The organism is Mesorhizobium sp. 131-3-5 (genome assembly GCF_016756575.1).
Lineage (GTDB): Bacteria > Pseudomonadota > Alphaproteobacteria > Rhizobiales > Rhizobiaceae > Mesorhizobium > Mesorhizobium jarvisii.
In genome coordinates, this window is record NZ_AP023255.1 from 423,423 (window position 1) to 436,300 (window position 12,878).

At 61.1% G+C, this 12,878-nt stretch carries 10 protein-coding genes and 2 pseudogenes; 11 read left to right on the forward strand and 1 reads right to left on the reverse strand.

Annotated elements, in window-relative coordinates; all coding sequences use genetic code 11:
- Positions 1-10: 10 nt before the first annotated feature.
- From JG747_RS34515 to nodS, 7 genes and pseudogenes are all read left to right on the forward strand, one after another.
- On the forward strand, positions 11-889 hold the full coding sequence (locus JG747_RS34515; RefSeq protein ID WP_199201264.1) for an ArdC family protein: 879 nt from the start codon (positions 11-13) through the stop codon (positions 887-889).
- A gap of 150 nt (positions 890-1,039) precedes the next feature.
- Positions 1,040-1,252, forward strand: a pseudogene (locus JG747_RS34520) (zincin-like metallopeptidase domain-containing protein); the annotation flags it as partial.
- 206 nt (positions 1,253-1,458) lie between these two features.
- Entirely contained in the window at positions 1,459-1,878 is a 420-nt protein-coding gene (locus tag JG747_RS34525; protein WP_199201265.1) for a DUF2958 domain-containing protein, read from the forward strand.
- Between the two features lie 79 nt (positions 1,879-1,957).
- Positions 1,958-3,688, forward strand: a complete 1,731-nt coding sequence (locus JG747_RS34530) for a ParB/RepB/Spo0J family partition protein (protein ID WP_199201266.1) — start codon at positions 1,958-1,960, stop codon at positions 3,686-3,688.
- A 243-nt stretch (positions 3,689-3,931) separates the two neighbouring features.
- The gene (locus JG747_RS34535; RefSeq protein WP_199201267.1) at positions 3,932-4,906 is read left to right on the forward strand and encodes a hypothetical protein; all 975 of its coding nucleotides are present in this window, start codon (positions 3,932-3,934) and stop codon (positions 4,904-4,906) included.
- 420 nt (positions 4,907-5,326) lie between these two features.
- Positions 5,327-6,508 (forward strand): 5-demethoxyubiquinol-8 5-hydroxylase UbiM, encoded by a 1,182-nt coding sequence (ubiM, locus tag JG747_RS34540; RefSeq protein ID WP_199201268.1) that lies wholly within the window; start codon positions 5,327-5,329, stop codon positions 6,506-6,508.
- A 371-nt stretch (positions 6,509-6,879) separates the two neighbouring features.
- Positions 6,880-7,485, forward strand: a complete 606-nt coding sequence (nodS, locus tag JG747_RS34545; RefSeq protein ID WP_010913819.1) for a nodulation methyltransferase NodS — start codon at positions 6,880-6,882, stop codon at positions 7,483-7,485.
- A 908-nt stretch (positions 7,486-8,393) separates the two neighbouring features.
- Here nodS and JG747_RS37960 read toward each other — a convergent pair.
- Positions 8,394-8,494 (reverse strand): annotated as a pseudogene (locus tag JG747_RS37960) (IS110 family transposase); the annotation flags it as partial.
- 240 nt (positions 8,495-8,734) lie between these two features.
- Here JG747_RS37960 and JG747_RS34550 point away from each other — a divergent pair.
- The 4 genes from JG747_RS34550 (at position 8,735) to JG747_RS34565 (ending at position 12,594) form a co-directional block, all read left to right on the forward strand.
- Positions 8,735-9,328, forward strand: a complete 594-nt coding sequence (locus JG747_RS34550; protein WP_044549143.1) for a NodA family N-acyltransferase — start codon at positions 8,735-8,737, stop codon at positions 9,326-9,328.
- A gap of 127 nt (positions 9,329-9,455) precedes the next feature.
- On the forward strand, positions 9,456-10,730 hold the full coding sequence (gene nodC, locus JG747_RS34555; RefSeq protein WP_199201269.1) for a chitooligosaccharide synthase NodC: 1,275 nt from the start codon (positions 9,456-9,458) through the stop codon (positions 10,728-10,730).
- A gap of 49 nt (positions 10,731-10,779) precedes the next feature.
- A complete protein-coding gene (gene nodI, locus JG747_RS34560; RefSeq protein WP_199201270.1) occupies positions 10,780-11,802 on the forward strand; it encodes a nodulation factor ABC transporter ATP-binding protein NodI in 1,023 nt (340 codons plus the stop codon).
- Positions 11,803-11,805: 3 nt separating this feature from the next.
- Entirely contained in the window at positions 11,806-12,594 is a 789-nt protein-coding gene (locus tag JG747_RS34565) for an ABC transporter permease (protein ID WP_010913823.1), read from the forward strand.
- The last annotated feature ends 284 nt before the right edge of the window (positions 12,595-12,878 follow it).

A 12,878-nucleotide genomic window follows, 5' to 3' on the forward strand; every position in this document is an offset into this window, starting at 1 on the left:
AGTTCCGACCATGGACACGCAAAACCGCACCGACGTGTATACCCGCATCACTTCCGAGATAATTGCCGCCATCGAGGCCGGCGCCGGCGAATGGCGGATGCCCTGGCACCACGATGGAAGCTCGATTGCTCGCCCGACCAACATCTCTTCCGGAAAGGCTTATCGCGGCGTCAATACGCTCGCTCTTTGGATCGCAGCCCAGGCTCACGGCTTTGGAAGCGGCCTCTGGGGCACATACCGGCAATGGCAGGCCCTTGGCGCCCAGGTCAGCAAGGGCGAACGCGCAACGACCGTCGTGCTCTGGAAGGAGTTTGCCGCACACTCTGACGATGATGCAGTCGGCGACGATGAGCACCCCCAGCGACGCCTCTTCGCCCGCGCCTTCTCGGTCTTCAACAGCTCTCAGGTCGAGGGCTTCACGCCTTCCGCCGCTCCAATCCTGCCTGACTCCGAACGAGTCCCGCATGCCGATGCCTTCATCAGTGCGCTCGGCATTCCCGTTACGTTTGGCGCCAACGCTGCATACTACCGCATCGATCTCGACCGAATCTTTATGCCGGACTTCAATCGCTTCCACGATGCTGTCGCTCACGTCGGGACTTATGTCCATGAGGCCGCGCATGCCACGGGCTCTAAGCATCGGCTCGATCGAGACTTCACCAAACGCTTCACCCGCCAGGCCTTGGCAGTCGAAGAACTGACCGCCGAACTTGCTGCAGCCTATATCCTGGCCGATCTGGGCCTGGCGCATCATCCGCGTCCTGACCACGCAGCCTATGTCGCATCCTGGCTCAAGGTGCTGAAGGACGACGCGCGGGCGATCTTCACCGCCGCAAGCAAAGCGCAGGCTGCCGCTGACTGGATGCACGCGCAACAGCCGCCGAGCTGAGCGCCACGTCGCCTTAGGGCCGCCACCGACGCGCGCAGCCATGGCCTTTTCACCTTGGCTGCCGCCCAGCCCGCGAGGATCAAAAAACCGCTGAGGCCTGACACTTCGCTCCGCGATAACCACGATCGTCAGGCTTGACTGTCAGGATATGTGGCAGAAATCACCGCAGCCTTTGTCTGCTCGACCCTCGGCATCGAGCCGACCGTGCGCCATGCCGACTATATCGGCACATGGCTGAAGGTGCTGCGCGAGGACAATCGCGCCATCTTCCGCGCCGCCAGCCTTGCCTCCAAGGCCGCCGATTTTCTTCTGGGCTTCAACGCCGAGGCCGAAGGCGCGCAACAAGACGAGATCGCGGCATGAGCGCGCGCGATCCCGACACCCTGCGGACCGAGCCAACGCCGCAAGGCGAGCAGACGCTCGTTCCCGGTGTCCAGCCACCACGCGCGACCGCCTCGCCCTTTTGGCCGACGCGCCGATGCGCCCGCGCGCGGCGCAAAAGTCGCTTGATATCGGGCTGTTCGATGACGCCAGAAATCAACGCGACCTGTTTTGAGAGGAGTTTTCCCATGATCCTGATCACCGACGAGCTTTGCGCCCGGCTGCTCGCCAATGGCGCAACCGACACCGAAACCGACCATGTCCCGGTGGTCAAACTGTTCGATCCGACCGGCCCAGCGACCTGGCTTCTCACCGAACTCGACGCCGACGGCGACACCCTTTTCGGCCTTTGCGACCTCGGCTTCGGCTTCCCCGAACTCGGCAGCGTCAGTCTTGCCGAGCTTGCAAGCGTCAAGGGGCGGCTTGGCCTCGGCATCGAGCGCGACCTTGGATTCAAGCCGCGCTTTCCGCTCTCCGTCTACGCCCAGGCAGCGTACAGCGCCGGCCACATCACCGAAGCCGACCGGCTGCTGCGACAGGCGGCAGAAGCCCTTGGCAACGCCGATTCCAAGCTTCCGCCCGACACGGCGGAACAGACGCGCCGCTAGGGCGCGAAAACCGTCCCGCCGCGCCGGCTTGCAGCCTCTGCGGCGGGGCAATCCCACCCCGCAACGAAGGAGACAAACCATGCAACTTGCCCACATTCCGCTTGATAAGCTCAACATTTCGGCGCTCAACATGCGCCATTCCAAACGCGCGCCCGACGTGTCGGACATCCTGCCATCGGTTCGCGCGCGCGGCGTCCTGGTGCCGCTTCTGGTGCGGCCCAACGGCACGCCGGAAAGCTTCGAGATCGTCGCCGGCCGGCGCCGCTATTTCGCCGCCAAATCGCTCGCCGACGAGCGAGGCGAGGGCAATGCCTTGCCCTGCGCCATCATGGAAGACGGCGACGACGCCGACGCGCTCGAGGCCTCGCTGATCGAAAACTTCGCCCGGCTCGATCCCGACGAGGTGTCGCAGTGGGAGACGTTTTCGCGGCTGATGAGGGAAGGCCGCACCATTCCAGATATCGCCGCAACCTTCGGCGTCACCGAGCTTCTGGTCAAACGCATTCTGGCGCTCGGCGATCTTCTGCCCAAGATCCGCGAGGCCTATCGGCGCGCCGACATCGACGCCGAGACGGCGCGCCATCTGACCATGGCCTCCAAGGCGCAGCAGAAGGATTGGCTGGCGCTTTATGCCGACCCCGAGCAATACGCTCCGCGCGGCCACCAATTGAAACAATGGCTGTTCGGCGGCCAGTCGATTTCTACCAAGGTGGCGCTGTTCCCCATCGAGGACTATCCGGGCCTGATCGTCTGCGACCTGTTCGGCGAGGACAGCTATTTCGCCGATGCCGACCTGTTCTGGCAAAAGCAGAACGAGGCGATTGCCGCCAAACGCGATGCCTACCTGGAAGCCGGCTGGCCCGAGGTCGCCGTGCTCGAACCGGGGCAGCATTTCAAGTCATGGGACTGCGAAAAGACGCCAAAAAAGAAGGGCGGCAAGGTCTTCATCTCAGTCTCGCATCGCGGCGCGGTCGAATGCCACGAGGGCTGGCTGTCGCGCAAGGATGCCCGCCGCGCCCGCGCGCAAGGCGAGGGCGGCGCGCACGACGAAACGCCCGCCAAGCCGTCGCGACCGGAACTCACCGGGCCGATGCAGAACTATGTCGATCTGCACCGCCACGGTGCCGTGCGTACCGCCATGCTCGACCATCCGGGCGTCGCGCTGCGCCTGATGGTGGCGCATGCCATCGCAGGCTCGGGCCTGTGGCAGGTTCGCCGCGAGCCGCAGCGCACCGCCAATGAAGCGGTGGCGGCAAGCATTGCCGCGTCCAGGGCCGAAGCCGCATTCGCCGAAAAACGGCGCGCGGTGCTGGCGCTGCTTGGGCAGGCCGACGAGGAGGGCGCGATAGCCGGCGGCAATGGCGACGCCTTTGCGCTTGCCGCCGTCTTTGCCCGTTTGCTGGCACTTTGCGACGACGACGTCATGCGCGTTCTCAGCCTTGTCATGGCCGAGACGCTCGAAGCCGGCAGCGCCGTCGTCGAGGCCCTCGGCAACCATCTGGGCATCGACATGGGTGCGTGGTGGCAACCGGACGACGCCTTCTTCGATCTGCTGCGCGACAGGGAGATCGCCAATGCGATGCTGGCCGACCTCGCCGGCAAGCCTGTCGCCGACGGCAATGTCGCCGAGAAGGTCAAGACGCAAAAGATAATCATCCGCGATTGCCTCGCGGGCGAGAACGGCAGGCAGAAGGTTGACGGCTGGCTGCCCAACTGGATGAAATTCCCGGTCGAAAGCTACACGAAACGCGGCGGCTTCCGCACCGCCGATCAATGGGCGAGCGTGCAGCCGCTGTTCGTCCGCCAATAGGTGCCAAGCCGGGCGGCGGCTCTTTTCAAGTGCCGCCGCCCCGTTTGCCTGCCGCTGGAATATTGGCTGATGCGCACGGCGATCCGAACAGATTTGCCACGCGCAAGGCTATTGTGCATTGCACAAAAACCGACGCGCGCCTACACGTCCTTCCGTTGCGGGAATCGGGCTTGGACCAGCGGCGAGGCAGTGAGAACCGATGCTTCGTCGATATCATATTGCATTCATAGCTGAGGACCCTTCATGACCCTTTCGAGCCCTGACAAATCCGGCGCCGCCAGTCTCGAGGCCATCGCGCGAAACGGCGGCGTGCTGCGCCGCATCGCCGTGCGCATTCCGACCTATCTGTCGGACATTCGCGAGAACCCGGCATGGCTGCCGATGTTCGTGCTCGCCCGCACCATGCCGGCCCGCCGGATGCACTGGCGTGGGGCTAAGCCGGTTCGCGTGTCGCAAAAAGCCCACGACACCATGTTTGCCGGCGTCGATCGCCAGGAAATTGTCGAGGCGCTGCGGTCGGACGGGCTGTTTTGCGGGCTCGTCCTGCCGACTTCCATCCATAAGGAGATCGCCGCCTTCGCCCGGTACACGCCTTGTTTCGGCAATTTCCATCGCCGTCTCGAATTCATGGCTGAGGACCATGCCGAGGCCGAGAAGCGTTTCGGCCGCTCCTTGCTCAGCGGCCACTTTTTCGAACACATCCTTGGCTGCAAGGCAGCGGTCGCCATCCAGAACGACCCGCTGCTGCTCGACATCGCCGCGCATTATCTGGGCGCTCAGGCGAAATTGATCACCACACGCGTGTGGTGGAGCTTCCCGACCAGCGAGGCTTCCGACGCCGACAAGAACCGTGCCTCGCTCGGCAAGTATCATTTCGACCTCGATGACTGGCGGATGCTGAAATTCTTCTTCTATCTGACGCCGGTCGACGAGGGCACCGGCCCGCATGTTTATGTCCGTGGCAGTCATAACCGCCGCGCCATCAAGCATCAGCTCACGCTGCTTGTCGGCCATCCGGCGCAGGAGGTTCTCAAGGTCTATGGCGATGACAGTCCCGTCACGCTGACCGGCGAAGCCGGTCTCGGTTTCGTCGAGGATCCGTTCGGCTTCCATATGGGCACCGTGCCTTCGCGCACGCCACGGCTGATGATGGAAGTCGGCTTCGGCGTCTCGCCGCCCTCGCGCCGGCGCTTCCATGGCGAGCCGGTTATTCGCTGATCTCGCAAAAAGTCCTTAAAACAGCCTTCCCCAGATCAGACGCCTGGTTCTCCCTTGGGCTGGCTGGTGCCATGGCGTCGTCATGGGATCAGCTGGCGCATGACTGGATTGGATCGACGTCATCTGACGCCGGTTCCGCCTCGACTGACCCAGATCAAGGCCACGCCCTTGTCGGCGTGGTTTGATCGCCCAGTCCTTCACGGGAAAACGCATGGGCTGACCGACAGCCTGGTCGTCGCTCCCATCATCTTGACAATCCAGATCATACAGCAGGCAAATGACGCTTCACCAGCCAGGAACCGACGTGAGAACCGCGCTTGAGGCGATGCGGGCAATAGATCACAGCGCAATCGATGCACGACCTGCGGCTCGACTCCCCCAACATCTCACGAAGAGAACCGACGCGCTGGCGGCACGCTGATGGCCGGCTGTGACGACAGCTTCGACATTATTGTCGTGGGCGCCGGGCCGGTCGGACTTTCCTTCGCCGCATCGCTTGCCTATAGCCAGCTCAAACTGGCGGTTGTGGAAGGGCAGGCCCTGGAAAGACTGGCAAGTCCGGCTTTCGACGGCCGCGAGATCGCGCTCACCCACGCCTCGATTGGAATCCTTCGCGAGCTCGGCGCCTGGGATGTTATCTCCGCTTCGGACAAGTCACCGCTTCAAGGCGCACGCGTCCTCAACGGATCGAGCCCGTTTGCGTTGTGTTTCGATGCCCCCGGCGGATCCGCGGAACCACTGGGCGTTCTGGTCCCGAATTGCCAGATCCGCGATGCCCTGTTCAAGATCATCCGCTTGCGGGGCCATGCCCGGCTGCTGTGCGGCCACTCGGTCGTGCGTGCAACAAACAGCCGTCAAGGAGCAGTGATAACGCTCTCCAATGGCAGGCAGCTGAGCGCTCGCCTTCTCGTTGCAGCCGATTCGCGTTTTTCCGCCACCCGCAATCTGCTCGGCATTGGCGCCGATATCAATCGGCTTGGCAACTCGATGCTGATTTGCCGGGTGAGGCACGAGCGCCCCCACCACCAGATCGCGATCGAATGGTTCGATCACCATCAGACGGTGGCGATGTTGCCCCTCGCGCCAGGCGTGTCGTCGCTGCTTTTGACTTTGCCCTCAAACGAGGCCGACGGACTGCTTGCCCTCGACGACGAGTTGTTCCTGAGGGAGTTGACAAAGCGCTGTCGAGGGCGCCTCGGCAACATGAGCCTGGCAAGCCAACGCTATATCTATCCGTTGGCCACGACCTGGGCGCACAGGTTCCGGGCGCCGAGCTTCGCATTGATCGGCGACGCTGCCATCGGCATGCACCCGGTGACCGCGCATGGCTTCAACATCGGCCTTGGCGGCCAGAAGCAGCTCGCCCGGGGTATAGAGACCGCATGGCGCGACCGTCGCGACATTGCCGACCCCGACATGCTCCACAGATATGAAAGCCGACTGCGCCTGTCGGCGGCGCCGCTCTACCATGCTACGAATATCCTCGTCGGACTCTACTCAAGCGAGCATCCGGCGGCACGGCTTGCAAGGCATGTGGGGCTGCGCCTCGGCCAACATCTTCCCTTTGTCCGTCATGGCATTGCGGCCATGCTGAGGCGGTAAACTCCAGTCACCATAGTGTCAGCATCAGCGTGCGGCGTCGTAGCAGGCGGGCGCGTGTGGTTCGATGGGAGCGGTCGCGGCTGCGCGGGATCAGCTTGATGAAGACGGGGCTGCTGAATGCCGCGAGCCTCTTCCATCGCGGATCGTCAACGTGTCAATCGCCGTGTGTGTGCGAATCCACGCCCAATTCCGCCTTCGATGTGTTCACTGCGTGGATGGTTGTCATCCAAACAATCAATTTTGCCAATCCTGCGGACCCAATTAGGAGCGTGACCGAAATCAACTGCCTCGGCCCGCAGTACGGTCCCGACCCTACCGACATCTGACGGCATTTGCAGCGCCGGTGATTGCTGCCTTAGCTAGGTGCGAATTTGACCCAAATCGATCATGAACTGCTGAATCGAGAAATGGCCGCAGACGATCCATGGCGGCTCGATGGCAACCCGTTCGAGCGGGAGCGCCACACCCAAATTCTCCGGTTGTCACTTGCGCAAGGTCGAGTCGCGAATGCGCTCGAAGTCGGGTGCGCTGCCGGCGCTTTTACGGAGCGGCTAGCCCCCATTTGCCAGCGGCTCACTGTGATCGATGTCGTGGAGCCAGCGATTACCCGAGCACGTTTACGCATGAAGGAGACGCCGCACATCAGCTGGATAATTTCCGATGTTCAACAGTTTTCGAGTGATGAGCTGTTTGACCTGATCGTCGTTGCGGAGGTTCTTTACTACGTCGGAGACCTCGTTCAGATCCGCGCGGCAGTCCGCAACCTGGTAGGTCTGCTTGCGCCAGGCGGGCAGCTGGTTTTCGGGTCGGCACGTGACGCCAATTGCCAACGCTGGGGGCACGCTGCTGGTGCAGAGACCACCATCGCCATGCTGAACGAATCGTTGACCGAGATCGAGTGCATCGAGTGCCGGGGCGCGTCGATCAATGAAGACTGCCTGCTGGCTCTCTTCCGAAAGCCGATTTCCGCTGCCTGATAAAACACTGGGAGACACTGTGCGCTTCTGCGGTGTCAAGCTGACCCAATATGCGGACGTATAAGAGCGCCCGATGCAACAAGTAGCTGGATCCGGTTGATGGTAACAACCGCTGACTACATCCGGCTTCTTCATGCGGCTCGATGTTCAGCGCCGCGAGCCTCGAGGGGTTTTCGCCCGCTTCCACCTCAACGGCCCCAGACGTCGGCCGAAGCCTTTCCGGTCCAGACATCAGGTTCGGAAGCGGCGGGGTGAGCGTTCCCCACCTCTGCCATTTTGCGTAACGGCTTTACCCAATAAATGACCCATAGATGCCCACATGAAGCGAAGTCCTTATTTTGCATGGCTCCCTATGCGGGACGGGCTCTACGGCTGCCGCCACCGAACCTCAAAGGTGTTTCGGCCCAGGTAGGTGACGATCCCTAGCCGGGAAAGCGGCACTCCTCGTCGGGGGCCGTCGGTCCCGTGTCCCGCCTTATGCGGCGCTATGCTGACACTCCTACGGCTGCCCTTTTAACCGATCTCGTCGTTGCAGTCAGTCCCGCGTCCCGGCCCTTCGGCCGGCGCAAGTGCTGACGCTCCTTAGGCTGCCTTTCTGTGTGCGGCGATTTTTGATCCCTCGCACGGAATGAAGACTTCGGGGCCAGCTCCTTCGCGCACTTCAGGCCTCAGGTGCTCAAGCTGTGTGTTCCAGTCGGCCAAAACCTCAAACAATTCGTTCGAAGTAGCGCCATCCGGGCGCGCCCTCCTTCCCGCTCTCCAGGTGCTTTCACCGACAGTCCGGTTGACTGGCAACACTCGAAAGCATTGACCAGACGATTCCTGTTGGCGAGCGCGATAGAGCTTCGCGGAACCTGTTTGCCGCCGGCGATCCAGAGCTGCGCGATCGCCATGCATCATCGCGTGCGCCAACGGTCGCCGCGTTTGCTGACGCCTAACAGTCGGGCCGTCCTCCACTTGATCGCTGCTTCGGCACGGGCGCAGCCACGCGCTGGCGGCCGCTCTTGAATCAGGTTGTGTCACCGACAGCTGCCATCGGTGCCGCCGCTTATCGGGCCAATCGAGCACGACCAGAAGGTTCAGATCAGGCTTTGAAAGGCATGGTTTTAACATCCATAGCGTGGATGCTCGCGATCTAAACAATCAATTTTACCAATCCGGGAGGGCCGTTCATAGACCCATGACATGCACCGCCATTGCTCTACCGCGTGAGGTGCACAAAAGAACCCGAAAAAGAGGAAGTCTTCGCATGCGCCCTGACGTGCAGTGGAGGTTATGCTGGGAAAATGAGTTGCAGCTTCCCGATCACCTCGAACTCTCTGAGTTCTTCCGGAAGACCTATGAGCCGACCGGAGCCTTTAATGGGAAGCAATTCGCAGGCGGTCGAAGTTGGGCCGGTGCAAGGCCGGAGCTCCGCGTAATCGGCCGTGATGTGCACGGGGTAGCGGCTCACTTGGGCCTGCTGCGCCGATACATCAAAGTTGGCGACGATGATCTGCTTGTCGCTGAACTCGGTCTATACGGGGTGCGTCCGGATCTTGAGGGGCTAGGAATCGCCCATTCGATCAGCGTGATGTATCCGGTGCTGCAGCAGCTTGGCGTTCCATTCGCGTTCGGCTCGGTGCGGCCCGCGCTCCGGAACCATGTTTCGAGGTTCTGCCGCAAAGGCTTGGCGAACATTTTGTCGGGCGTTCGCGTGCGTTCAACCCACCCGGACGTGTACCTCGATCTGCCTCCCACGCGAGTCGACGACAACGTACTCGTCCTAGTGCTCCCAATTGGACGCTCAATGAGCGAGTGGCCGGCCGGCACTTTGATCGATCGGAACGGTCCAGAGCTATGAAGGACACCCGCTACGACGTCAGTCAGCGCGACCCGCCCCCATGGCGTTGATCGAGCTGATTCCAGCATTGGCCGCGGTTTTACTATCCGCCCGCTTCCCTCAAATTCACTGAAAAATCTGACATCTCATGAACCTATTTGCCTCAGCCAGTACTGTTGCCATCTGCTCTTACGCGCTGCTGTCGACCGTCTATAAAACCGCGCAGGTCTTTTATACCCTGCCTACAAACGTACCGCCGACCTCGGGCGACCCGCCCAGCGGTGAGCCTTGGCCGGGCGTCGATGTCATTATCCCGTGCTACAACGAGGCGCCTCGCACCCTCTCGGACTGCCTGGCTTCCATTGCAAGTCAGGACTACGCCGGCAAACTGCAGGTCTATGTTGTTGATGACGGTTCTGCAAACCGCGATGCCCTCGTGGGTGTACACGAGGAATACGCGGGCGACCCGAGGTTCAACTTCGTTGCGCTCCCAAAGAATGTCGGAAAGCGCAAGGCGCAGATTGCCGCCATTCGCCGCTCGTGCGGAGATTTGGTGCTGAATGTAGATTCGGACACGATACTCGCCCCGGACGTCATCACCAGGCTTGCGCTAAAGATGCAAGATCAAGCGGTCGGCGCCGCCATGGGCCAGTTGGCGGCTAGCAATCGCAGTGAAACTTGGCTGACGCGGTTGATCGACATGGAATACTGGCTCGCCTGCAACGAAGAGCGCGCAGCGCAGGCTCGGTTCGGTGCCGTCATGTGTTGCTGCGGTCCGTGTGCCATGTACCGGCGATCCGCGCTTGTTTCGCTGCTGGATCAGTACGAGACGCAGCGCTTTCGAGGGAAGCCGAGCGACTTCGGCGAGGACCGCCACCTTACGATCCTGATGCTGAAAGCAGGCTTTCGAACAGAGTATGTCCCGGAGGCCGTCGCGGCAACAGTCGTTCCCAACAGCATGGGTCCCTATCTGCGCCAACAGCTTCGCTGGGCCCGGAGCACTTTCCGTGACACGTTGCTGGCGTTCCAACTGCTGCGCGGCCTTAATATTTATCTCACATTGGACGTGATTGGCCAGAATATTGGCCCATTATTGCTCTCTTTGTCGATTCTGGCGGGGCTCGCGCAATTCGTAACGACAGGTACTGTGCCTTGGACGGCATGCCTGATGATTGCAGCCATGACTATAGTTCGCTGCAGCGTGGCAGCGTTTCGTGCGCGCCAACTTCGATTTCTCGGGTTCTCGCTCCACACACTCATCAACATCTTTCTCTTGCTACCTTTGAAAGCATACGCGCTGTGTACATTAAGCAACAGCGATTGGTTGTCGCGAAGCTCTGCGGCCAATGTGCAAGACACCGGCGACGCCCTTCCAAAGCAAAACCTGGTGGGATCTGACGCCGCTTACAGCGAACAGCAATAGTTACTTGATCGCAGGTAGAAGAGTTTTGAGCCAGGACCAGAAACATCAAGTGTTGAAGCGTAAGTTGGGCCCAGAGGATTTGCGGCGGCTCGAGACTCCTGCGATCGAACGGGAGTCTCACGGGCAAACAAGCGCGAAAAGCTCCGTGCCTGACTCTGCGTCAACCGTGGCAGTCGATTTTGCCGGCGTAACCAAGTCGTATGGGAACAAGATCGTTGTCGACGAACTGTCGTTCTCCGTTGCGTCGGGAGAGTGTTTCGGCCTCCTCGGACCAAACGGGGCGGGCAAAAGCACGATTGCGCGTATGCTCCTCGGCATGACATGCCCTGACGCGGGCACGATCACGGTGCTTGGCGTCCCGGTGCCGGCGCGCGCTCGGCTGGCACGCAGGGGCATTGGCGTGGTCCCGCAATTCGACAATCTTGACCAGGAATTCACCGTACGCGAGAACCTGCTGGTGTTCGGACGCTACTTCGGCATGAGCACACGTCAGAGCGAAGCGGTCATCCCGTCGCTTCTCGAGTTCGCTCGCCTCGAGCGCAAGGTGGATGCGCGCGTCTCGGAACTGTCCGGCGGCATGAAGCGATGCCTGACAATGGCGCGGGCGTTGATCAACGACCCCCAGCTCATTGTGATGGACGAGCCGACCACCGGCCTCGATCCGCACGCGCGCCACCTGATCTGGGAGCGGCTGCGCGCCCTGTTGGCACGCGGCAAGACGATTATCCTGACGACGCATTTCATGGAAGAGGCTGAGCGATTATGCGATCGGCTGTGCGTGCTCGAAAAGGGCCGCAACATCGCCGAAGGCGGCCCGCAGGCGCTGATCGACGAGCATATCGGATGCCAGGTCATGGAGATTTATGGCGGCGATCCGCACGAGTTGCTTTCGCTGGTCAAGCCACATTCCCAGCGCATCGAGGTCAGCGGCGAAACCCTTTATTGCTATGCGCCAGACCCTGACCAGGTGCGCACGCAACTGCAGGGGCGAGCAGGTCTGCGTCTTCTTCTGCGTCCAGCCAATCTCGAGGATGTTTTCTTGCGGCTGACCGGGCGCGAGATGGAGGAGTGAGCGATGATTGAAGGTTTTGCGGCGGCGCTGCCGGCCAATGCGTGGAACTGGGTTGCGGTATGGCGACGCAACTATCTGGCATGGAAGAAAGTCGCACTCGTGTCGCTTCTCGGTAACCTCGCCGATCCTATGATCTACCTTTTCGGCCTAGGCACCGGCCTCGGCATAATGGTCGGCCGCGTCGACGGTGCGTCGTATATCGCCTTTTTGGCGGCCGGCATGGTCGCGGTAAGTGCGATGACCGCCTCTACCCTGGAAACATTGTACGCGGCTTTCGCTCGCATGCATTCTCAACGCACATGGGAAGCCATGCTGTATACGCACGTTACCCTCGGCGACATCGTTCTGGGTGAACTGGCGTGGGCAGCCACCAAGGCCTTCATGGCCGGTACGGCTATTACCATCGTCACCGCAACCTTGGGCTATGCCGCCTGGCCGTCCGTCCTCTATGCGCTGCCAATCATTGCTCTGACAGGGTGCGTATTTGCGAGCCTCGCGATGATCGTCACCGCACTTTCGCCCAGCTACGATTACTTCGTGTTTTACCAGACGCTTGTCCTCACACCTATGCTGTTCCTGTCGGGCGCCGTTTTCCCATTGAACCAGCTGCCTGGCGCCTTTCAGCAGATAGCGCGATGCATGCCGCTGTCACATGCGATCGACCTCATTCGTCCGGTTATGCTTGATCGCCCGATCAGCGGCATCGCCCTGCACGTCGGTGTGCTCGGCCTGTACGCGCTGTTGCCATTCTTCCTCTCGATGGCGCTGTTGCGCCGCCGACTAATGCGCTGACGAAAGAGAGTGAGATAAACAATGCGCTACGGACTTCGTGCTGCAAATAAAAACGACATCGCCAACGCAAATCGGCATCCAACCCAGGGTCTTCGTGGCATCCACTCAATCTCTCAACGTTATGGAACGCCCGGGACCTCGATCACAGGATCTCATGTTGATCCAGGCGTAAGAGAATTTCTTTGAGGTTGGTGATGTCTGACTGGCGTTCGCGGCGGCGAACGACAACGCAGCCTGTGTTTTTGATCAAACGGCCTTGAGACAGGCCAATTCAGTCTTCCTGT